A 21863-nucleotide genomic window follows, 5' to 3' on the forward strand; every position below is an offset into this window, starting at 1 on the left:
GCTATTTTCGTATATTATAAATTATTCCATTTTTGTAATCAAAGGTTCCATAATCTCCTTTAAAGGGAGATAAATACCACCCATTCCAAAGTCCATCCCAGCCAAAATTCATATAGTATGAAGGTACGATTTTATCATGACAGTCATAGCCCCAGCGACCAACTTTTATACATATTTCAATCATAACTTCTTGATATCCATCACATACCCATGCGTGACCCCCTGTATATATAGATTGTCCATTAAAAATAAATTCTTCTCCTCCTCTTAAAATAACAGGATATCCATTTTTAATTTCATTCTCAATTTTGGACAGGATATCATGTTCTGTATATATAGCTGATTTATAACTAAAAGAAGATTTAAGAGCATTTGCTACATGTGATGTTATAGCTCCAGAGTTCTCACAGCCATAATTCATATTCACAGAATTACCCGCATCCCTCATCAATTTTGAAATCTCATTAAAACCACCTGAATTTGTGTTTGAATTACCATTCTTCTTATTAGGCATTATAGACCAATTATATGAATTTGGATGATTATGAAATTTCATAATCTGAGCCATAGCAGTTGCTACACAACCTGTTAAAGCTCTTCCATTACTTTGAGATAAACAATTAAGATTTGGTGCCATATTATTATATCCTTCTCCTTGTCCCCATTCGGTTATTGTCAACGGACCATTTCTATAAATTAATTCAGGACTATTTCCGTAAGTTCCTCTTGCTGTTAATTTAGATTGTTTTACACCTGCTATATAATTTTCTATAAAATTAGCATTCCAATGTTTAGAAAAATCAACACTATCTTTTATCTTTCCTTGTTGTAAATCAGCAATATAACTGTTTTGATTCTGCAACCATTCTATTAAAAACGGAGGAATTTCCTTAGTATTTAAATCAAAATTATTATCATTTGAATAGGCTAATATCGGAAAAGCACGTTTATCTGCTGGCATAATAAGAAACCCTCCATTTTCATAATTAACTATATAAATTGACGGCTGATTTTTTTTAGTTTTAATAGGAGAAATGTTCCGAACTTGATTTTTAATACCTTTTTTTGAAAACATTGTCTTAGTCGTTGTAAAAATACTATCAGCCAACCCCTTAATTTCTTCTATATCTACATAGTTCAAATTGTTAAGTCTTCTGATGTCTTCAATGTTTTCTACCTCTAAATAACCTAAATCTTTATTACTATCTTGGCTACAACCAATAAATAGCAAAATAATTATGGAAACTAATAAGGTATTTATCTTTCTCATGACTTAAAAATATTTGGTTAATTAAACTTTTATCATTAGAATAATAGTAATCACTAAACGAATAACTTTTCTTGGAACTCTTGTCGTAATTTATTGAGTTTGAAAGCTACACTGGCGTTGTATTGAATATCGCCAATACGCAATATAAATCCCCCTATGATACTCTCATCTACCTTATTCACTAAGGTAATATTTCGGCTTTGTTTCAAACTTTCTACCTTTTGTAACACTTGTTTTTTCATCTCTTCCGTAAGAGGAACCGCTGTGATTACCTCAGCAGTTTCGTTATTTTTATATGAATTATAATGAATAACGAATTTCTCAGCGATTTGCTTCAAGATGGGCAATCGTCGATTTTCGATAAGCAAGGTGAATAAGCGTTGTACCTCTGGTGAAACTCCTACAAACACTTTATCCAATACATTTTTCTTAACCACAGTCTTTACGATGGGTGAAACCAAAAGATTGTCCAACTCTTTATTTGCTTCTATCGTTTTATGAACTAAAGACATGTCACGGAAAACACTCTCCACAGCGTTTCGCTGTAGGGCATATTCCAAAAGTGCCTTAGCATATCTGTTAGCTGCTCTGAATCCGTACATATTTTATTAGTTTAAAGTAGCTCCTTTCAAATATTCATTAATCAGAGTGGTTTGCTTCTCCTTGTCAGAAAGCTCGTTTTTGATGACTTTTTGAGCTATTTCAATTGACAACGAAGCAACCTTATCTTTCAATTGAGCAACTGCTACTTTTTTCTCATTATCAATAGCTTGTTTTGCTTGGTCAATCAATTTTTGTCCTTCTTTTTGAGCCTCTTCTTTAGCTTCAGCAACGATTTTGTCTTTTAACTCTTTCGCTTCTTTTAACATAGCATCTCGCTCTGCTTTTGCTTCTGCTAACAAACGCTCGTTATCAGCTTTCAAATCTGCCATTTGCTTACGTGCCTCCTCTGCTGCTTCCAAAGCATTATTAATAGACTCTTCGCGCTGTTTAACCGCTGAAAGAATCGGTTTCCAAGCAAATTTTGCTAATAAAAAAAGTAAAACTCCAAAAATCAACGTTCCCCAAAACAGAAAACTTTCAGGATTTGTAAAATTCATTGTTCTAAATATATTTAAATATGATTCGACTTTTCTTTTTTACGAAAAAACCACCTTACAGCCAACCGCTGTAAGATGATTTTAACTTAATTATTTTGCGATTAACGCAACAACCACGGCGAAAAGGGCAACACCCTCGATAAGTGCCGCTGCAATAATCATTGCAGTTTGAATTTTTGAAGCTGCTTCCGGCTGACGAGCAATACCTTCCATTGCGGCTGCTCCAATTTTACCGATGCCGAAACCTGCTGCCAATGCTGCGATAGCAGCTCCAATTCCTCCTAAAACCATAATAAAAAAAATTAAGTGTTAATAAAAAATTATAATTAAATATTTAAATTTCAAATATTTGCGATATGCCTTTTTGATATTAGTGATGGTGTTCTTCCACGGCTTGTCCAATAAACAAAGCTGATAGCAAAGTAAACACATAGGCCTGTAAAGCTGCTACCAACAATTCAAGTACGTTAATGAACAAAGCAAAAGCAATTGACACTGGAGACACCCATACTGTTTTAAAGATGAATATCAAAGAAATCAAACTCAAGATAATGATGTGTCCTGCAGTAATATTCGCAAACAAACGCACCATCAAAGCAAAAGGCTTAGTAAACATACCCAAAATTTCTACCGGGATCATAATTGGCAATAACCAAAACGGCACTCCTGGAGTCGCAAAAATATGTTTCCAATAGTTTTTGTTACTACTAAAGACAGTTACAAAAAATGTTATAATCGCTAAAAATCCTGTGAACAAAATATCGTTGGTCAATGTACTAGCGAATGGGAAAAACGGAATCAATCCGAAAAGGTTTCCGAACCAAATCAAGAAGAAAATCGTCAAAAGATAAGGCATGTAACGAGCATACTTTTCTTCTCCTATCTGTGGAATAGCAATATCATCGCGTACAAACAATACCAACGGCTCTAAGAAACCTGCCATTCCTTTAGGTGCTTTTGGATTCTTTTTGTAAGATTTTGCCATTGGAATAAAGATTGCTAACAACAAAATCGACACTAAAATCATTGAAAAAACGTTTTTCGTTATTGAGAAGTTCAACGGACGAGTATTAGTCACATGTCCGTCTTTGTCAAAAGAAAGGCTTCCATCAGGGTTTGTGTAGTGAATTACTTCATGAAAACGAGCAAACTTCATTCCCTTCTTCTCAACCACTACCTTTCCATCATTGTCATGGTGAAACTCACTTGACATAAAAGTCACCAATCCGTTATCCGTCCAAAGAATTACAGGAAGTGGCATTGAAATAGATTTTCCTTGAAAGTCGGTAATGTGAAACTCATGCGAGTTACTGATGTGGTGCATAATCATCGAAACAGGGTCAAAAGCCTCTTCCTTGTCTTTATTGGCATCAGAAGAAAATCCCTGAAACGGAATGAAAAATAACAAAAATAAAACGAATTTCTGAATTATGTTTTTAGCTACCATTATTATTTTGTAAAAAATATAAAATTTGTATTTTTCCTTATTTGGGCAAATTTACATTTTCAATCGGAATTAAGAAAATTTTTGGAGTATTTTTTTTTAGTCCAATTTATATTTTTTTATAAAACACTGATAATCAAGTTTATTTTTGTCTTTATAAATTTTTATCTTAATTTCTAAAACTCACACCAGCAGGAAAAAACATTTTGTCTAAAAATATTTTTTTGCTTGATTTCTTCATCTTATTTCAATACCTTTGTAACTGAAAATTCGTAGTCTCTTAGGTGTCATGTAAACCATAAAAACTCAGAATTTTAGTTTTTTTTCAAATTACTAAAACTTTCGCTTTTATTTTTTTGAACTATGCTATTATTTCTGAAAATTGGAAGAAGACGGAACCTAAGTCTGTGTGCTATTTTTGATTTTAAACATTATCCAGTAAATATTCACTAAAATATCATATTATGAAAAAGTTTTTATTTTTAAGTGTACTTCTGGGAGCATTGGCTTGTAGCAAAGAAAAAGACGTGAAACTTTGTTGCTCTCCTCCTCCTATTTTTAATTTATATATAAACAAAAGTTCCGATTCCTACAAAGAGTTTTTGGACTCAGAAGGTAAGTTTGACACAAAAAATGTTTCTTTATACCGCATGAACGGTAACGTAAAAAAAGAATACCCAGTAGCAGAGGTTTCCCCTTTGTTGCAGGAAAATTACCTTTCAGTAGGAACTCATCTTGATCGTATAAATGATGTTTATACGGGAAAAAAAGAAATCCTTTATCTCAAAAACGCTTCAAGAACGTACAAAATAGAAGTAGAAGGAGCTATGGTCAGCCGCAATGGATGTTGCCCAGTTGCTGAAGTGAAAGAAATAAGAGTCGATGGCGTAAAAATTGAAAACGATTTTTTAGTAAAATAAAAAGTTAAACCCCGTAAAAAATGTTATCTCGGTTCTTTTTTATTATGGTAGGCTTGAAAAACTGAAAAGGCACGGCTCAGTCGTGTCTTTTCAGTTTGTTCCCAAAAATGAGAATACCTATTTTTCAGCCTCCAGGTCATTTATTTTCAGCGGATTGTGATTTAATTCATCGTACTCAATCCTATTTTTGAAAATATCGATCGCTGTAAAAACAGCTTGTCGGAACGAATCCGCATCGGCTATACCTTTTCCTGCAATTTCATAAGCTGTACCATGATCGGGAGAGGTGCGTACCCTACTCAATCCTGCTGTATAGTTTACGCCACTTCCGAATGAAAGTGTTTTGAAAGGAATCAATCCTTGATCGTGATAAGGAGCTATGACTGCATCGTAATTGCGATAGTTTTGAGTAGCGAAAAAGCTATCGGCTGAAAAAGGCCCAAAAACCAATATTCCTTGTTCAAACAATTTTTTCAGGGCAGGTCGAATCACTTCATCGTCTTCGTTACCTATGACTCCATTGTCACCACAGTGCGGATTGAGTCCTAAAACCGCAATTTTCGGTCGATGTAAACGAAAATCTTTACGCAACGATTCGTTCATCGCTTTGATTTTCTCAAAAATAAGGCTTTCGGTAATGTGTGAGCTAACCTCTTTTAACGGAACATGGTCTGTGAAAAGTCCTACCTTAAGGTCTTCGCTGACCATGAACATCAAACTCTTTCCGTTAAGTTCTTTGGCTAAATAATCAGTATGTCCAGGAAATGTAAATTCCTCAGACTGAATGTTATTTTTGTTGATAGGAGCCGTTACCAACACATCTACATCACCTTTTTTGAGAGCTTCAACAGCCCTTTTTAGCGATAAAAAAGCATACTTTCCAGCTTCTTCTGTCACTTGTCCAAAAGCAATGCTGGGGGAATCCTTCCAACAATTTAACACATTGAGCTTCCCTACAATGGCATCTTCAATCTTGTCTATACCTTGAAAATTGGTATTTAACTCAAAATGTTTTCGCTGAAATGAAACCGTTTTATTGGAACCGAAAATGATAGGTGTGCATAATTCCAAAATCTTTGGATCTTCAAAAGTTTTTAAGATCACTTCCATTCCAATACCATTGATATCTCCTATGGAAATACCTACTCTAACTAATTCATCTTTCATTTATGTCTTATGTAAAATATTTTTTAGATTTGTTATTTTTGTCTTCAACATCACTTTTCCTATGTTAAAGCAGTGGTAATTATAGCTTTACGCTGCGCTACCATCTCGTTAAGTCTCCAAAATTACAAATAAATTAACTACTTTCAAAATATCTACTCAATTCTGTCTTTTTAGTTTCCACAGACAAAGTATAAAGGTAACAATCGCTACTATTACACCAAACAACAGAGAAAAAATAACTGTTCCTAAAGGCATTGTGTAACGTATCTGACCATCAACAATTACATAAGGAGGGTTTAACCACAGCAAAAATTGGTAGAACAGAACGGTAAAAATACTACATACCGAAACACTTACAACTAATGAAAAGATAATTTTATAAATCATTTGTTTGAGGTATCAGCTGTTCTTTCCAAATCCTCGCGTTCTTTTTTAAAATACGCTTTTCGTTTTTCGAAAGATACCAAATGTTCTTCTTTTAGATAAAAAAATGCATCGACCACAGAAAGCATATCCATTTCATAGGGAGTCAATCCTAAAAGATTTGATTTTTTAATATTGTTTTCTGTTATTTCCTTTCGGGAAGGTTCATTCCGTAGTGAAATAAAAGCATAATCAGGGTTGTAATTATCCAAAATATGTCGCTCTATACTTCCTTTTTTAGCTTTAGCCCTTAATTTTCCTAATCCTAAATATCCTTTAAAACCGGTTATGCCTGTGGCAGGTACAAAACCTATTACATAGTATTGGTCTTTGAATTTTTCCCGAAGAAAATGCCCCATAGTATAGTCCTTTGCAAATCTCTTTTCATCATATTGATTGATTTTGGTAATATTATCCATCAGATGTATGGAAGCCGCCCACAAAATAATCTTTTTATCAGGAAATTCGTAATTGGCTAAGTAACTCACATTTTCAGCCATCTGTTTATCTCTATGGGATAGTCCTTTGTAATTAGTTCTGTATAGCGACTTTATGTTTTCGGTCATCCGTTCCCAAAAATAATAGTAGCCGTTTTTGGTTTCTAATTTATTCAAAGCTTTCTTTACTTCATTAAATGTATTGTGAAGAACAAGTGTGTCTTTTGGAGGAACTTTGGCAAAGTAATAACATTTCTCAGCCGTAAAATTCAATGCTTTATTAAACAATGAATCCGTTTTGATGTTTGAATCCGTTTCGGCATTTAGTTTTTCGAGAAACTCATTGTAATCATCGTTGAGTTTATAATCAAATTTGTAAAATAATTTCTCATCAAATCCCGTGTAAATCAGCGGTCTGTCTGTTTTTTGAGTTTCTAAAATATAGTCAAAAAGCTCGTACATATCATCAGTTATCCAAACACCGGAAATTTCTGTGAAATGCCAAGGTGTTTTAACTTGATTGGTTTTAACCGTTTCGTTATAATACTTTCTCAAATCATATAAAGGTGATTCTATAGCTATTACGTCAAATCCGCAATGTTGATGCAGATATTTTACCATTTTAATTTTAGACACATAGGTTTCACCCATATAGTGGCTCGATTCACCAAGCCCTACAATACGAACGTTTTTTAAATCGTTTTGCAGGGTTGTTACGTTTGTAAAATCGGCTTTTTCATAATCCGATTTTGAAATGGTCTGTACTTGTGCAGAAGCAGTTACAAAAAACACGAGAGTGATAAACGACAGTATTCTTTTCATTTTTTATTTTTTAGATTAACATTTCAATTCAAAATGACAGCCATCATGAGTAATTCTATTAACAGAAAGATATTGAAAACCAAAAAAGCTGCCTTACAACTTCTGAAGACAGCTTTTTTATCTCATTTTATTATATGTCAGCATTTTCAACCTTAGCCCAAGTATCTTTTAGCCCAACGGTTTTATTGAAAACCAATTTTTGAGCGGTTGAATCAGGGTCGAGACTGAAATAGCCCAATCGTTGGAATTGGAAGCCCTCGCCCACTTTGGCATCTTTCAAACTCGGTTCCACGTAAGCGGTCGTCACTTTAAGTGAATCAGGATTTACGTATTCCAAAAAGTCTTTTTCTTGACGGTCAGGCTCGGCAACGGTGAACAAACGGTCGTAAATACGTGCCTCCGCCTCCAATGCGTGAGGAACTGATACCCAATGCAATGTACCTTTCACTTTGCGTTTACTCGCCTCCGTACCGCTTCCGCTACGGCTATCGGGGTCATATGTACAATGAATTTCGGTAATATTTCCGTTTTCATCTTTTACAACACTTTCTGCCTTAATGATATACGCATTTTTTAAGCGAACTTCACCGCCTAATTTCAATCGGAAAAATTTGTTATTGGCTTCTTCTCTGAAATCTTCTCTTTCGATATAAATTTCTCTCGAAAAAGGCACTTTTCGGAAGGTTAATACCTCTTCTTCGGGATTATTTTCAGCATCTAACCATTCTTCTTTTCCTTCGGGATAATTGGTAATCACCACTTTAATAGGGTCAAGCACTGCCATTACGCGATTGGCTTTTTTGTTCAAATCCTCACGGATACAAAACTCTAATAATGAAACATCTATCAAGTTTTCGCGTTTGGCAATTCCGATAGTGTCAGCAAATTTTCGGATAGACTCGGGTGTGTAACCCCTTCTACGTAAACCTGATATGGTAGGCATACGCGGGTCGTCCCAACCTGAAACGTGTTTTTCGTTGACCAATTGCAACAATTTTCGTTTGCTCACAACGGTATGCGATAGGTTCCGACGAGCAAACTCACGCTGTTTGGGGCGGACTTTGTCTTTGTCAATAATTTGGTCTAAAAACCAGTCGTACAATTCGCGGTGTGGTAAAAATTCAAGCGTACAAATCGAGTGCGAAATTTGCTCCAAATAATCGCTTTCGCCGTGAGCCCAGTCGTACATAGGGTAGATACACCACTGATTTCCAGTACGATGGTGACTTGAATGCATAATTCGGTAGATGATCGGGTCACGCATCAACATATTAGGCGACGCCATATCGATTTTGGCACGAAGCACATATTTTCCGTTTTCAAATTCGCCGTTTTTCATTCGCTCGAAAAGTTGCAAATTTTCCTCAACGGAAGTATTTCGATACGGACTTTCAGTACCCGCTTGGGTAGGCGTTCCTTTTTGTTTGGCGATTTCCTCGGAAGTTTGTCCATCTACATAGGCTTTTCCTTGTTTGATGAGCTGCACCGCCCAATCGTACAGTTCTTGGAAGTAATCGGAAGCGTAACACTCTCTGTCCCACTCAAATCCGAGCCATTCCACATCGCGTTTGATGGCATCAACATATTCTTGTTCTTCTTTAGACGGATTGGTATCGTCAAACCGCAGATTTACAGGCGATTGATAACGCAACCCCAACCCGAAATTCAAACATATTGAACTAGCGTGACCAATGTGCAAATAGCCATTAGGCTCTGGTGGGAAACGAAAACGCAACTTGCTGGAAGAAAATCCATTTGCTAAATCTTCTTCAATAATATTTTCAATAAAATTATTTGATTTTTGTTCTTCTGACATCGTACTTCAAATTTTAAAATGCAAAAATAAGGATTTTTTGATTGCTTATATAGTCATTTAAAACTTTCTTCGTATTTTAGCCGAAATTTAGACATTTGAAAAGCGTTAAAAACGCAACGAAAAAGCAATATTTAAGAACAAACACTATTTCAAAAGAATAGAATATGGATATTCAATTCAACAAAAACGAAGATTTTAATAAACTGTCAGTAAGTGATTTACACAAACGATTAGCCAAAGTCAGAAAAGGAGGCGGAGAGAAAAGTATCCAACGGTTACACGATCAAGGTAAGCTCTCGGCTCGTGAACGCATCGACTATTTGCTGGATAAAGACCGTGATTTTATTGAAATCGGAGCATTTGTTGGTGAGGGAATGTATGTTGAGCACGGAGGTTGTCCTTCTGGAGGTGTGATCGTAGTTGTTGGATATGTTTCTGGGAAACAATGTGTTGTGGTAGCTAATGATGCTTCTGTAAAGGCTGGAGCATGGTTTCCAATCACTGGAAAGAAAAACCTACGAGCTCAGGAAATAGCCATCGAAAACCGATTGCCTATCATCTATTTGGTGGATAGTGCGGGAGTGTATTTGCCAATGCAAGACGAAATTTTTCCTGATAAGGAACACTTTGGACGCATTTTTCGTAATAATGCGGTAATGAGCAGTATGGGAATCACCCAAATCGCTGTTGTGATGGGAAGTTGTGTGGCGGGTGGAGCCTATCTGCCAATAATGAGCGATGAAGCTATGATCGTGGATAAAACGGGAAGTATCTTTTTAGCAGGAAGCTATTTAGTAAAAGCTGCCATAGGAGAAGATATTGATAATGAAACTCTTGGTGGAGCAACTACGCACTGCGAAATAAGCGGTGTTACCGACTATAAGGCTAAGGACGATAAAGATGCTTTGGATCGAGTAAAGCGAACAATGTCGAAAATAGGCGATTACGAAAAAGCAGGATTCAACCGTGAAACACCACAAAAGCCACTCAAAGATCCGAAAGAAATCTACGGAATCTTACCCATTTCACGCACTGAACAATTCGACATGAAGGAAATTATCCTACGTTTAGTGGACAATTCAGAATTTGACGAATACAAAGAGGGTTATGGACAAACGCTCATAACGGGTTATGCCCGTATTGATGGCTGGGCTGTGGGTATTGTTGCTAATCAACGTAAGGTAGTAAAAAACAAAAAAGGTGAATTACAATTCGGAGGAGTTATCTATTCGGACAGTGCCGACAAGGCTACGCGATTTATCGCTAATTGCAATCAGAAGAAAATCCCTTTGTTATTTTTACAAGATGTCACAGGCTTTATGGTAGGTTCAAAATCCGAACACGGTGGAATTATCAAAGACGGTGCTAAAATGGTAAATGCGGTGGGAAATTCGGTAGTACCTAAGTTTACAATAGTTATCGGAAATTCGTATGGTGCAGGAAATTATGCGATGTGTGGCAAGGCGTATGACCCACGGTTTATTGTCTCATGGCCAAGTGGAAATATTGCCGTAATGGGTGGAGCTCAAGCTGCCAAAGTACTTTTACAAATTGAAACAGCATCCCTGAAAAAGAAAGGCGAAGAGATTTCTAAAGAAAAAGAAGAAGAGTTGTTTAACCAAATAAAATCAAAATACGACGAACAGATTTCTCCCTACTACGCCGCAGCTCGCTTGTGGACAGATGCCATTATTGACCCTTTGGAAACCCGAAAATGGATTTCAATGGGTATTGAAGCCGCTAATCATGCTCCTATTGAAAAGTCTTTTAGCTTGGGGGTCTTACAAGTTTGAGAAAAGATGACAAACCCGCACAAGCAATAGTAAACAAAAAAACTGCTAAAAATATTTTGATAAATAATTCTTAGCAGTTTTCAACACAATAGCTTGTATCAGATTCTGTCCAAAATCTTCGATTTTACACCATATTATCTTTACAATACTATTTCTCAATATTTTAATTAAATTTCTATTTGATACTGAATGACATAAGTTCCCTTTCGGGAATCCACTTTTTTGGTGGTAGCATCGAATATAGGACGATTGTGGTAACCAAATGTTAATTTACTTCTATGTCCGTTAAAATAAACATTAAGACCTAAAGCATAAGAATTCACACTTTGATTAAGACCTTCAAAATCAGCTAATTTCCATCCAAAATAAGGTTGATAACGAGTGTTATTTTTCTCAGACTTTGACAGTAAATATCCTAATTGAAGTAATAGAGTATTTCCTGTTCCAATCACAGGAAAAGCATTGCCTCCGCCATTAAATGAGGTCCCAGAAGAGTCAAAAATACTGTTCACACCTATATTTCGAACATAATCCTCTCCAAAAAAGAGATTATTATAACCCAAATAGGCAGTAATAGCATTATTTTTTGCTGAAATCGGCATATCCATAAAGAAGTCGATACCTAAATTCCGATGATCATCATATGTTTTATTGGCTCCTACAGTTCTTTCAAACATTTTGGATTTATAACCATATCCAACCCCAATGTTTAGTATTTTTTTCTTTCCGATATATGTCCCCACACCTCCACTGTAAGGAGTTCTGTTACTTTCGTCTTCAAGAAATTCATATTTCACGTAGGTAGAATAACCCAAACTTGTATATTTCCGTGAATAATTAAAATCTGTAACTTGGGCATCGGTAGGAATTGCCATTGAATGAATTGACACATTATAATCAAACTTACCTAATTGCCCTTTTGCATACATCCCAATATTGCGCCCCGTGTCGTCCAATTGATTCAGCGTAAATAACTGATGTACCGAGGGGTCTAAGTTCAGCATTGATCCATTTGCAATATCGACAAAGCGTCCAGCTCCAGTGAAAGATAGTTTTCCTACTCCGAGTTTGAATTTATTACTAAAAGTGTACTCTCCCAACATATCTAAAAGCCTTACATCGCTTGAACGAATGGTCTTCTGATTGATGTTGTTATTGCCTAATTGCATGTAAAAAAACAGATTCTTCTTGATTTGTGCTTGGAAAGAAATACGATAGCGTCGTACTGAAAAATCAAAAGTTTCGCTGACTGGTTCTTTATTGATAGTTGTACCAGGATTGGTAGCCACATACCTTCCCCAAAATTGACCTCTAACACCCGCTTGAATGTAAGTTTCTCCTTTTTCGTCAAAAGTATGTTTCAGTAATTGAGCATAAGAATTCACTGAAAATAAAACTACTAGAGCAATAAAAATATCCTTTGTCTTCATCACTATGATTTTATGTTATCTCTTTGAAATTTGCACGTAAAGGTACGTTTTTTTTTAAATCTAACCAATCTTTCTGTGCAAAATTTAAGTGAGAATTTAGGTTTATTAAAGTTTCGGATAGTTATTATTTTTGGTATCTGTATCAAACCTTTTATCTCACGAAGATGTTGATTTTCATGATTCTTTCAAGGTTTAAAATTATTTCAAAACATATCAGACCCAAATTTTCGATTAACTTTTAAAACAAAAAAAGAGGTTACTCGTTCGAATAACCTCTTTTTTATGGTATGATTTTTTCTTAGAAAATCGCAGCTAAATCTTTTTTGTATTTAGATAATAAAGCTCTCGTTAGACCAAGATTCGCTCTTGTTGAATCAACAGCTAAGTAAATAAAGTAAGCTCCACTTGCTGAGATGTCAATGATATGAATCTGATCGGTTAAAGTAATCAAAATGTCCTCAATTCTTTCTTTTGGAGTTAAACCTAAAACTTGAAGAGCGTTTTGTTTTGCTTTTACTACCTCAAGGTTATAAGCAGAAGCCAACGTTGGATCAAAATTAGGATTAACAGTTTCAGCTCCGTAAGAAACTCCAGATCTTACCTCTGTAACAGATACAGCTATAAATCCAGGAACGTTGTTTTTCATATCCTGAATGAATTTGTCTAATACGTTTGTCATCTTTTATAAATTTTATTATTGATTAAATATTTATTGTTTAAACTAAGAGGCATCGAGCGGATTCGAACCGCTGTACAAGGTTTTGCAGACCTCTGCCTAGCCACTCGGCCACGATGCCATTAAATTTTAGGTTGCAAATATAAAACTTTTTATTAATATTAGCAAACTCTTTTGCGTTTTATTTTTATGCTAACCGATTCAACATCGCCTCCAATAGGAGGGTTTAGTTTTGATATTTTTAATGTAATTTTTTTTGAATCAGCAAGTTCTAAAAAAATTCTATCTGAAATTCGCCCAGCTACATGTTCCAAAAGCTTCGAACGAATTGCCATTTCTTCCATAACTATGCTGTTCAACCTAACATAGTTTATCGTGTCTGCAAGTTCATCACTTTCTATTGACTTTTGTAAGTTTAAGGATACTTTCAAATCCACCCGGTAATCACTTCCTATTAAGCCTTCTTCGGTTAAACAACCATGATTAGCAAAAACACGAATGTTTTTTAATATGATTTGTCCCATTGGTTTATCGATGCGTACACTTACAGTTACTAATTCCTTGGAATAAGTCAAGACCAATGGTCAATACATGCGTCCCAGAATTATATTTAATTAACTCATTTAAAGTCACTTGGTAAGAATAAGCGAAATAGAAATATCCTCTTTTTAAACCTGCCATAGGTCCTACGTTGAGAGGAGCCAGAATCTGATCATTCAAGAAACGATAGTTCGCACCCACCCAATAGTAGTCTTCCATATTTCTCCAACGAAGTTTGAGATTCAAATCGGTTGATGAACGTCCGTCACTTTCATAGTATTGAATGAACGTTGATGGCTCGATTTCAAAAGAGCCATTTCTTTCCATTTTATACAAATATCCTGCGTAAACTGTGTAGTTACGCAATCCTTTTGGTTCATTGGTAGCAAAAATATCAACATCTTTGTTTAAGATATTCAATGCATTCAAACTTGCAAACCACCCTTTGTAACGATATAAGACCCCAACGTCAAAGTTGTGATTGATTCGTGAACGATTATTTGTTACCGACGGGTCGATACCACTTGTTGTATCAAACTTGTCAATATCAATGCGGAAAGAGTTCAAGGCATAGGATATACCAAATGAAATGAAATGATTCTCGTAGCGATCCAATGTTAGGTGATGAGCAAAACTCCCTTTTGCTCCCATTTGGCGTGTATTCCCGTTTTTGTCGTTATAGAGAATTAAACCTGCTCCGCTTCGCTCTCCAATACGAAGATCTCCAGAAAGCGATTGATAATCAGGTGCATTTTTTACTCCTACCCATTGAGAAACACCACTGAAACGCAACTTAATAAAGTCGCCAATCCCTGCATAGGTTGATGTAACTAAAAACTCACTGTCTGCTAAATATTGGTTCATTTGAGGCAGGTGCAACTCCTGTGAAAGGATTTTCCCTCCCGTAGCAATAACCATAAAAACAAATAATAGGATTTTTTTCATTGCTGATAAAAATTTAAAATACAATTGCATCCATATAACTTAAGATAGGGATGTGTTTCTAATTATAGAAATTAGAATTTTGGACAAATATCTTTACTTTTTTTTTCTTATCCTATTTTTTTTTCATTTTAATGCATATATTTAACATATCATCTCTATTTTAACATTTTAAAAAGGTTTTATGTTAGAATAAAATTATGTATTAAAATATTGATTGTCAATTATTTAAACTAAAAAATAGGAAAAGAGGCTCCTTTTCCTATTTTTTTCTATTTTTTATTTAAAAGGATTTTATTCTTTTCCTCTAACTTTCTTTTCCCATTTCCAAGCAGAAGCCATAGCTTCGTCTAATGTAGATTTTGATTTCCAGCCTAATATATTGTTTGCCTTATCGGTATTGGCGTAAGCAGCGGTGATATCACCTGCACGTCTGCCCACGATTTGATAATTCAGTTTCTCGCCTGAAACTCGCTCAAAACTATTGATTACTTCCAAAACGCTGCTTCCTGTTCCTGTTCCAACGTTGAAAACTTCGTAATTTTCAGTGTTTTTGCCTTCCAACAAGCGTTGTAGAGCCACCACGTGAGCTTTTGCTAAGTCTACCACGTGGATGTAATCGCGTATGCAAGTACCATCTGGAGTTGGATAATCGTCACCAAAAACAGATAGTTTTTCACGAAGGCCAATACCTGTTTGTGTAATAAAAGGAACTAAGTTTTGTGGCACACCAATAGGTAGTTCTCCTATTTCAGCTGATGGGTGAGCTCCTATGGGGTTGAAATAACGCAACGAAATAGCGTGTAGATTTGGGGTAACTTTGCATGTGTCGGAAATGATTTCTTCTCCAATTTGTTTGGTGTTCCCGTAAGGTGATTCTGCTTTTTTTACAGGGGCATTTTCAGTAATCGGAAGCTCATCAGCTTGACCGTAAACGGTACAAGATGAACTGAATATGAAATGTGCTTTTTTGAGTTTGGTTAACTCTTGTAGTAAATACACAAGCGTACTCAAATTGTTTTCATAGTACAACAACGGATTTTCAACACTTTCGCCCACCGCCTTGGATGCTGCAAAGTGAATCATCCCAGACACATCTTGATGACGCTTAAAGAAATCAATCACAGCGTTTTTATCTCGTAGGTCAAATTTTTCAAAAATAGGCTTTTTACCTGTGATATTTACGATTCGTGGAAGTACGTCTTCCGATGAATTTGATAAATTATCAATAATAACCACTTCAAAACCCGAATTTTGCAACTCTACAACTGTATGCGAACCGATGAATCCAAGTCCGCCTGTTACTACGATTTTCATATATTTTTTACATTTTTTATGTTTATATTCTTCTGTTCTTATAGAATTCCTAATTATTTCTACCGTATTACACGTAGTAGCTAATATGTCCGCTTCCTCAGATTGTTCCCTGATTTCGAATCACTTTACAAACGTTCAACAAAGGTACAGTTTTTTTAGAAATTTTACGCCGAAAAATTATAGATTTTGACCATTCCCTTCGTTTCTGATATTTAAGACTCGTTGTGGGAACGGAATTTCGATACCTTCTTCATCAAAGCGGAGCTTAATTTGTTCGATTGTTTCAAAGTAACAGTTCCAATAATCATCGTTATTACACCAGTATCGTAGAGAGATATTCACAGAGCTATCAGCCAGTTCCTCCACAAAAACTACGGGAGCTGGGGTGTCAAATGCACGTTTGTCTTGGGAAGCTATGTTTAGCAAAATTTTCTTAGCTTTTTGTAAATCAGAATCATATCCAATACCTACCATTACCTTTACACGTCGTTTGTCCTCTCGACTGAAATTGATAATGCTATCGCCAAACAAAGGTCCATTGGGAATAATAACTTCTTCATTATTAAATTTATTAAGCGTTGTATAGAAAAGTCCTATACTTTTTACAGTGCCTCGTTCATTTTTGGCTTCAATGTTATCCCCTATGCGAAAAGGTTTCAAAATCAGAATCATGATTCCCCCCGCGAAATTTGACAAAGAACCTTGTAGTGCTAAACCAATAGCAACCCCCGCACTCGCCAGAATAGCAAAAAACTGTGTGGCTGGGATTCCTATTATTTGTATTATAATGAGAAACAAAGCAATATACGACACCCAACGCACTAACTGGGTAAGGAAAATTTGAAGGGAGGAGTCCAATTCTCTACGTTCCATCACCCGTTTTAGTAGCTTCATTATTAGTCTTATAGCGTATTTTCCAACAATAAAAAAGACAATTGCTCCTATCAACGTAGGGATGAAATCAATTAAACTGGTAATCCATTCTTTTAGTAATTTTTCAAAATCTTGTGCTGTGAAGTGTTCCATTGTTTGTTAGTTTAGTGTGTATTTTTCAGTTTACAAAAGTAGTAAAAATTGAGGATTTCTGTAATAAGAATGGGGATTTTTTTGTGTTTTTTACTTTTGAACAGATTATTTATTTTGTATTTTTGTATGAAGTTTTTAATACGTATTTCGATGAAAAGTGTGCAAAAACATCTCTTCTCAGGGATTTTTATAATGGTTTTATTTACTTGTGTTACCATATTGAATTTTGATGACTATCAAAACACTACATTCTTTTATAAAACCTTAATTTTTAATGTTTTATCAATAGGATTAACCTTTTACATTTTATGGAAATTACTAAAAAATAAACAAACACAGATAACAAGCATAGATATAGAAGTTTACTTGTTATTTTTTTACATTTTGATAAACACTATTTTCAGAGATAACATCTCTTTTTCACTTCGTTTTTATGATTTGCTTTCGTTGTTTCTTTGGTATGTTTTCCTGCGTTTATTTTTAAAAAATCAAAAAATAATTCTTTGGATCATTTTAGGTTTGTCATTAGCTATTTTTATAAATACGCTTTATGGTTTTGGTCAATATTTCAGTATTTTTAAATCGTTTCACGCTGATTTTTCTATCACTGGAAATTTTTTCAATCCTGCCCCTTTTTCAGGTTTAATTGCTATTGGTTGTGTGCTGTCATTTGCTATTTTTTTGTATAGAAAACATTTTTATCCTTGTTTTAGTGAAATAAAATCTAAGAAAAGAATAACTCACACGCTTTTTTACGGAAGTTTACTAATTTTTTCTCTCAATGCGGTTTTATTGATTTTATTAAAATCAAGAGCGTCGTGGTTTGCTGTTTTAATTGGAATGACCTTTTTGTTGTTCGTTCATTTGAAAAGTAAAATTTCTTCATTTGCTAAAAAATGGTTGTATTTTAGTATTGCTTTGGGGGTTGTAATATTTTTGTTTTTCTTCTATTCATTGCGAAGAAGTTCAGCTGACGGAAGACTTTTAGTATGGAAAGTGAGCTCTGAAATTGTTAAAGATTACCCGCTAACTGGTGTTGGATTAGACGCTTTTAAAACGCATTATATGAATTACCAAGCGGCGTACTTTTCTCAAAATGAAAATCAAAACGAAATTATACTATCTGACAATGTGGTCTATGCGTTTAATGATTTTCTGCAATTCACCATAGAACAAGGGTTCATCGGATTGTTTTCATTCTTATTTCTGTTGATTTTATTGGTGAAAAATAGACAAGATATAATCACAAAAATAGGGTTTGCAATTTTGATTGTTTTGCTTGTATTTGCTTGTTTTTCATATCCATTACAGATACTCCCATTAAAGATTATAGGCGTTTTAGGAATTGTTTTTTGCTCTTTTCAAAAGGATATTTTACTGAAAGTGAGTTTAAGTAAAACCTTACGAGCGATAACGACGATTTTTCTATTAGGGTTTATTTATCTTCAAATCAACAACATACATCGTTTACATTTAGGATATTCACATTGGAAAAAGGGATTAAACAACTTTTTCTCAAATGATTTTGAAGAAAGCATTGTTCATTTTGAAAAAGCCTACCCATATCTGAAAACAGAAGGAGAGTTTTTAATGCATTATGGAAAAACATTGAGTGTAGCTGAGCAATTTGAGCAGTCAATAGTGATTTTACATCAATCAGAAAAATATTTAAACAACACGGTTATTCAAATTGCATTGGGGGATAATTATAAAATGCTAAAAAACTATGACAAAGCAGAAAAGCATTACAAACAAGTAGGTTATATGACCCCAAACCGATTTTATCCCGTTTATCTGTTAGCGAAAATGTATGAAGAGAAAGGCGATTTGGAAAAAGCAAAACAACAAGCTAATATTTTATTGCAAAAACCTATAAAAATACCTTCTATGGCGATTTTTGAAATGCAAGAAGAAATGAAAACGCTATTAAATCAATGAAATGCGAAATTAATAAAAACTTTTCGAAAAAACAATATTGACTTTTTAAAATTTTCGAAAGAACTTTGTAGTGGATTTCAAAACGAACTAATCAAAGACACATAACATAAGGAAGGATTTATATTTTCATTTGGGATGAATGAAAATAGACAGTCGAACTGTTAGGTTGTTTCCTTATACGGCAAAATCAGTGAAAAGAAAAAATACTATTTGTCTTGGTTTGCAACAAGATAATAGTTTTAAAAAATTGGGCGGACAGGGACAGTATGCGTATTATAAAAACACTTTAAAAAGAATAGTTTATATGTCAAATTCAGAAAACTCAAATTCAGAATCGGCAGGAGATGATGACAAATGGAGAAGATGTCTATCTGATGTACTCGAAGCGGATGGAATGTCTGCATCAGTTGGTTTTATTATAAGTGCAGGAGTAGCTGTTGGTTCAGGAGGAACACTGGCTATACCTGCTTTGATAGGTGTCGCTATTGAATCAGGAGCTGCCTCCGCTTGGGCATATTATAGAAGCAGTAATTGTTAGTTGTTATGAAAAAGAAAATTCTACTATATTCGATTGGATACGTGCTATTTTTTTTTCCTTTGATGAATTTGTTTTTTTCTGTCCAACAGAAATTACCTTTTTTTGATAAGGAGACCTTAGCTTTCTCTATTCCCGTAACCATCTTTGGATTTCTTTGTGTGGTTGGGGTTGTGATTTATGAAAATTACAAGGTAAAAAAATAGCTCAAAAAGCAAGAGGAGACTGTCCGAAAAGATTCAGTTTGGGCAAAACACCAAAAATAAAACCCTGATTTTCAGTAACTTAATCTTTGTGAAAATCTTAAAATTTGACTTTTCGGACAGCCTCTTCTTTTCGTTAAAATAATGATTTTAGATACTATCCCACAAAATTAGACCTTGCTTTACAACAAGCCAAAAACAACCGCGTAGAACTTGAAAAAGTGCTGAGTCACTATGAAAATGACAGTTTAAAATATAAATCTGTGGTGTTTTTGATTGAAAATATGCCGTATTATCACTATCAAGTGAGTGCTGAAATCAATAGTGTCAAAATTTTACTTTCAAACATCTTTCAAAAAAGAAATCTAACAGAAAAAGAACGTCAGAAAGGTATTCGGTTTCTACAAACTTCACAACCTATCATCAAGCAAGATATTAAAGAAATCAAAGCAGAAATGCTTATCGAAAACATTGATTATGCCTTCAAAGTTTGGCAAGAAAAACCTTGGAACAAACACCTTTCATTTGACGATTTTTGCGAGTTAATTTTACCTTATTGTATTGCGGAAGAGCCTTTAACAAATTGCTGTAAAGCCTATTACGAAAAATACAATCCTATTTTAGATTCTCTTTACAAAGGAACAGACGTTGTTGAAGCCTGCAATATCCTTTCTGATTATATGAAAACCGAAGGTTTTTATTATTTCATAGATTTTCCAACGCCAAGGCAAGATGCTGACTTTCAATTAAACAACCGAATAGGAACTTGCCGAGAGGCTTGTGATATAGCAATTTACGTAATGCGTTCCGTTGGAATTCCTGTAACTACGGATATATATCCTTATTCCCCTGAGTATCGAATAGACCACCAATGGAATGTGGTGCGAGATACCACAGGGAAATACTTACCTTTTTGGTATGAACAATTTAACGCCGTTCGTGATGATAATTTCACAGACCAACGCAAAAAAGGGAAAGTTTTTAGAATGACTTACGGAGTCCAACAAAATTTGGAGGAACTCAAAAATTTACCTGCTTCCTTACAAAATCCTTTCCTAAAAGATGTAACAGATGAATACTTTGGCAAAAACCGTATGGCTATTCCAATAAAAAATCAAGTTAAAAACGCATTCATTGGAGTTTTTACAGCACGAAACGGTTGGCTTGCTATCGGAAAAGGCGATGTTAAAAAAGACAGTTTGATTTTTGAAAATATCGAACCTTTTGTAATATATCAACCATTGACGTATCAAAATAATGAACTCATTCCTATTGCATATCCATTTATGTTAAAAAAGGAAGGACTGCATATATTTTATCCTGAAAAAGAACAACATAACATCACTTTAACACGAAAATATCCTTTACGAAAAACAACGGTTGTAAAATATAAAAATTGGCTAAAAGGCATACAAATCAAAGGAAGTACAAATGCTAATTTCACAAATAGTGAATTGCTTTTTAAAATGGACACGCTTCCTGCAAATAATGTGATAAACATTGATATCGTAAATTCAAAATCTTTTTGCTATTTTCAGTATGAAGTTCCCAAAGAAACTGAACTTTCGATTGCAGAAATTCATTTTTTTGACACAGAAAACAAACAAATTGTGTTTGACACCATCTATTCCAATGGGAAACCTTGGAAAGATGTTGCTTTATACCAACTTAAAAACGCTTTTGATAACAATCCTATATCATTTTTTCACGCAAGCGAATTAGGCACAAGTATTTTCTTTAAATCAAACATTCCTAAACAAGTCAAAAAGGCACAACTTATTCCACGTAATGATGATAACTTCATCAGAAACGGCGATGTTTACGAGCTTTTTTACAACGCAGGAGAAAACGGTTGGATTTCATTAGGAGAACAAACAGGCACAGAAAAAGGAAAATTAAAATTTGAAGCTCCGAAAAATGCAGTGTTATGGCTAAAAAACAAAACAAGAGGTAGTGAAGAACAAATTTTTACATATGAAAATGACAGACAAGTTTTTCCCATATTTGAAGAGTATCATAAATAAAGGTAAAAGAAATTTGTAAAATTCATAGCTTATATTCCCG

21 protein-coding genes and 1 tRNA gene are annotated in these 21863 nt (G+C 34.5%); 6 read left to right on the top strand and 16 right to left on the bottom strand.

What is annotated here, in order from left to right; all coding sequences use genetic code 11:
• Position 1 precedes the first annotated feature (1 nt).
• The 5 genes from CGC49_RS05105 to atpB all read right to left on the bottom strand — a co-directional run bounded on the left by CGC49_RS05105 (position 2) and on the right by atpB (position 3817).
• Positions 2-1270, bottom strand: a complete 1269-nt coding sequence (locus tag CGC49_RS05105) for a C10 family peptidase (protein WP_095912017.1) — start codon at positions 1268-1270, stop codon at positions 2-4.
• 53 nt (positions 1271-1323) lie between these two features.
• Positions 1324-1872 carry an ATP synthase F1 subunit delta gene (gene atpH / locus CGC49_RS05110; protein WP_095912018.1) on the bottom strand — a complete coding sequence of 183 codons (549 nt, stop codon included), beginning with the start codon at positions 1870-1872 and terminating at the stop codon, positions 1324-1326.
• A gap of 6 nt (positions 1873-1878) precedes the next feature.
• Positions 1879-2370, bottom strand: a complete 492-nt coding sequence (locus CGC49_RS05115) for a F0F1 ATP synthase subunit B (protein WP_042008542.1) — start codon at positions 2368-2370, stop codon at positions 1879-1881.
• A gap of 90 nt (positions 2371-2460) precedes the next feature.
• Positions 2461-2661, bottom strand: coding sequence for an ATP synthase F0 subunit C (atpE, locus tag CGC49_RS05120; protein ID WP_042347689.1), 201 nt, complete (start codon positions 2659-2661; stop codon positions 2461-2463).
• 79 nt (positions 2662-2740) lie between these two features.
• Complete coding sequence (gene atpB / locus CGC49_RS05125) at positions 2741-3817, bottom strand: F0F1 ATP synthase subunit A (protein ID WP_042006782.1); 1077 nt, start codon at positions 3815-3817, stop codon at positions 2741-2743.
• Between the two features lie 461 nt (positions 3818-4278).
• Here atpB and CGC49_RS05130 point away from each other — a divergent pair, with 461 nt between their 5' ends.
• Positions 4279-4734: a hypothetical protein gene (locus CGC49_RS05130; protein ID WP_095912019.1), complete on the top strand. Its 456-nt coding sequence runs from the start codon at positions 4279-4281 to the stop codon at positions 4732-4734.
• Positions 4735-4851: 117 nt separating this feature from the next.
• Here the strand turns inward: CGC49_RS05130 and pdxA are convergent, their stop codons facing one another.
• The 4 genes from pdxA to CGC49_RS05150 form a co-directional block, all read right to left on the bottom strand.
• Complete coding sequence (gene pdxA, locus CGC49_RS05135) at positions 4852-5901, bottom strand: 4-hydroxythreonine-4-phosphate dehydrogenase PdxA (protein ID WP_095893606.1); 1050 nt, start codon at positions 5899-5901, stop codon at positions 4852-4854.
• 156 nt (positions 5902-6057) lie between these two features.
• The gene (locus CGC49_RS05140) at positions 6058-6288 is read right to left on the bottom strand and encodes a hypothetical protein (protein WP_095912020.1); all 231 of its coding nucleotides are present in this window, start codon (positions 6286-6288) and stop codon (positions 6058-6060) included.
• Entirely contained in the window at positions 6285-7583 is a 1299-nt protein-coding gene (locus tag CGC49_RS05145) for an erythromycin esterase family protein (protein WP_095912021.1), read from the bottom strand. Before CGC49_RS05145 ends, CGC49_RS05140 begins: the two co-directional genes overlap by 4 nt.
• 130 nt (positions 7584-7713) lie before the next feature.
• A complete protein-coding gene (locus tag CGC49_RS05150; protein ID WP_095912022.1) occupies positions 7714-9399 on the bottom strand; it encodes a glutamine--tRNA ligase/YqeY domain fusion protein in 1686 nt (561 codons plus the stop codon).
• 164 nt (positions 9400-9563) lie between these two features.
• Between CGC49_RS05150 and CGC49_RS05155 the strand changes: the two genes are divergently transcribed.
• Positions 9564-11192, top strand: a complete 1629-nt coding sequence (locus CGC49_RS05155; protein ID WP_095912023.1) for an acyl-CoA carboxylase subunit beta — start codon at positions 9564-9566, stop codon at positions 11190-11192.
• A gap of 167 nt (positions 11193-11359) precedes the next feature.
• Here the strand turns inward: CGC49_RS05155 and CGC49_RS05160 are convergent, their stop codons facing one another.
• The 7 genes from CGC49_RS05160 to CGC49_RS05190 all read right to left on the bottom strand — a co-directional run bounded on the left by CGC49_RS05160 (position 11360) and on the right by CGC49_RS05190 (position 17123).
• Positions 11360-12622 carry a hypothetical protein gene (locus CGC49_RS05160; RefSeq protein WP_095912024.1) on the bottom strand — a complete coding sequence of 421 codons (1263 nt, stop codon included), beginning with the start codon at positions 12620-12622 and terminating at the stop codon, positions 11360-11362.
• A 298-nt stretch (positions 12623-12920) separates the two neighbouring features.
• Positions 12921-13301 carry a hypothetical protein gene (locus tag CGC49_RS05165; protein WP_042006804.1) on the bottom strand — a complete coding sequence of 127 codons (381 nt, stop codon included), beginning with the start codon at positions 13299-13301 and terminating at the stop codon, positions 12921-12923.
• Between the two features lie 47 nt (positions 13302-13348).
• Positions 13349-13419 (bottom strand) — tRNA-Cys (locus tag CGC49_RS05170).
• 40 nt (positions 13420-13459) lie between these two features.
• Positions 13460-13822 (bottom strand): dihydroneopterin aldolase, encoded by a 363-nt coding sequence (gene folB, locus CGC49_RS05175; protein WP_042343064.1) that lies wholly within the window; start codon positions 13820-13822, stop codon positions 13460-13462.
• A 4-nt stretch (positions 13823-13826) separates the two neighbouring features.
• The gene (locus CGC49_RS05180; RefSeq protein WP_042343096.1) at positions 13827-14783 is read right to left on the bottom strand and encodes a type IX secretion system membrane protein PorP/SprF; all 957 of its coding nucleotides are present in this window, start codon (positions 14781-14783) and stop codon (positions 13827-13829) included.
• 291 nt (positions 14784-15074) lie between these two features.
• Entirely contained in the window at positions 15075-16097 is a 1023-nt protein-coding gene (gene galE / locus CGC49_RS05185; protein WP_042006809.1) for a UDP-glucose 4-epimerase GalE, read from the bottom strand.
• Positions 16098-16274: 177 nt separating this feature from the next.
• Complete coding sequence (locus CGC49_RS05190) at positions 16275-17123, bottom strand: mechanosensitive ion channel family protein (RefSeq protein WP_095912025.1); 849 nt, start codon at positions 17121-17123, stop codon at positions 16275-16277.
• 384 nt (positions 17124-17507) lie between these two features.
• On the opposite strand from CGC49_RS05190, the gene CGC49_RS05195 reads away from it, so the two are divergent.
• The 4 genes from CGC49_RS05195 (at position 17508) to CGC49_RS05205 (ending at position 21823) form a co-directional block, all read left to right on the top strand.
• Positions 17508-19061: an O-antigen ligase family protein gene (locus CGC49_RS05195; RefSeq protein WP_157909000.1), complete on the top strand. Its 1554-nt coding sequence runs from the start codon at positions 17508-17510 to the stop codon at positions 19059-19061.
• A gap of 304 nt (positions 19062-19365) precedes the next feature.
• Positions 19366-19599: a hypothetical protein gene (locus CGC49_RS11190; RefSeq protein ID WP_157909001.1), complete on the top strand. Its 234-nt coding sequence runs from the start codon at positions 19366-19368 to the stop codon at positions 19597-19599.
• Between the two features lie 5 nt (positions 19600-19604).
• Positions 19605-19802, top strand: a complete 198-nt coding sequence (locus CGC49_RS11195) for a hypothetical protein (protein WP_157909002.1) — start codon at positions 19605-19607, stop codon at positions 19800-19802.
• Positions 19803-20083: 281 nt separating this feature from the next.
• Positions 20084-21823, top strand: coding sequence for a hypothetical protein (locus CGC49_RS05205; protein ID WP_157909003.1), 1740 nt, complete (start codon positions 20084-20086; stop codon positions 21821-21823).
• Positions 21824-21863 lie beyond the last annotated feature (40 nt).

Source organism: Capnocytophaga sp. H4358, from assembly GCF_002302515.1.
GTDB lineage: Bacteria > Bacteroidota > Bacteroidia > Flavobacteriales > Flavobacteriaceae > Capnocytophaga > Capnocytophaga canis.

What these genes read in the sequence shown, in the direction of transcription:
- CGC49_RS05105 (WP_095912017.1), bottom strand. Translation starts at nt 1,270, where the DNA reads ATGAGAAAGATAAATACCTTATTAGTTTCCATAATTATTTTGCTATTT.
- atpH (WP_095912018.1), bottom strand. Translation starts at nt 1,872, where the DNA reads ATGTACGGATTCAGAGCAGCTAACAGATATGCTAAGGCACTTTTGGAA.
- CGC49_RS05115 (WP_042008542.1), bottom strand. Translation starts at nt 2,370, where the DNA reads ATGAATTTTACAAATCCTGAAAGTTTTCTGTTTTGGGGAACGTTGATT.
- atpE (WP_042347689.1), bottom strand. Translation starts at nt 2,661, where the DNA reads ATGGTTTTAGGAGGAATTGGAGCTGCTATCGCAGCATTGGCAGCAGGT.
- atpB (WP_042006782.1), bottom strand. Translation starts at nt 3,817, where the DNA reads ATGGTAGCTAAAAACATAATTCAGAAATTCGTTTTATTTTTGTTATTT.
- CGC49_RS05130 (WP_095912019.1), top strand. Translation starts at nt 4,279, where the DNA reads ATGAAAAAGTTTTTATTTTTAAGTGTACTTCTGGGAGCATTGGCTTGT.
- pdxA (WP_095893606.1), bottom strand. Translation starts at nt 5,901, where the DNA reads ATGAAAGATGAATTAGTTAGAGTAGGTATTTCCATAGGAGATATCAAT.
- CGC49_RS05140 (WP_095912020.1), bottom strand. Translation starts at nt 6,288, where the DNA reads ATGATTTATAAAATTATCTTTTCATTAGTTGTAAGTGTTTCGGTATGT.
- CGC49_RS05145 (WP_095912021.1), bottom strand. Translation starts at nt 7,583, where the DNA reads ATGAAAAGAATACTGTCGTTTATCACTCTCGTGTTTTTTGTAACTGCT.
- CGC49_RS05150 (WP_095912022.1), bottom strand. Translation starts at nt 9,399, where the DNA reads ATGTCAGAAGAACAAAAATCAAATAATTTTATTGAAAATATTATTGAA.
- CGC49_RS05155 (WP_095912023.1), top strand. Translation starts at nt 9,564, where the DNA reads ATGGATATTCAATTCAACAAAAACGAAGATTTTAATAAACTGTCAGTA.
- CGC49_RS05160 (WP_095912024.1), bottom strand. Translation starts at nt 12,622, where the DNA reads ATGAAGACAAAGGATATTTTTATTGCTCTAGTAGTTTTATTTTCAGTG.
- CGC49_RS05165 (WP_042006804.1), bottom strand. Translation starts at nt 13,301, where the DNA reads ATGACAAACGTATTAGACAAATTCATTCAGGATATGAAAAACAACGTT.
- folB (WP_042343064.1), bottom strand. Translation starts at nt 13,822, where the DNA reads ATGGGACAAATCATATTAAAAAACATTCGTGTTTTTGCTAATCATGGT.
- CGC49_RS05180 (WP_042343096.1), bottom strand. Translation starts at nt 14,783, where the DNA reads ATGAAAAAAATCCTATTATTTGTTTTTATGGTTATTGCTACGGGAGGG.
- galE (WP_042006809.1), bottom strand. Translation starts at nt 16,097, where the DNA reads ATGAAAATCGTAGTAACAGGCGGACTTGGATTCATCGGTTCGCATACA.
- CGC49_RS05190 (WP_095912025.1), bottom strand. Translation starts at nt 17,123, where the DNA reads ATGGAACACTTCACAGCACAAGATTTTGAAAAATTACTAAAAGAATGG.
- CGC49_RS11190 (WP_157909001.1), top strand. Translation starts at nt 19,366, where the DNA reads ATGTCAAATTCAGAAAACTCAAATTCAGAATCGGCAGGAGATGATGAC.
- CGC49_RS11195 (WP_157909002.1), top strand. Translation starts at nt 19,605, where the DNA reads ATGAAAAAGAAAATTCTACTATATTCGATTGGATACGTGCTATTTTTT.
- CGC49_RS05205 (WP_157909003.1), top strand. Translation starts at nt 20,084, where the DNA reads ATGCCGTATTATCACTATCAAGTGAGTGCTGAAATCAATAGTGTCAAA.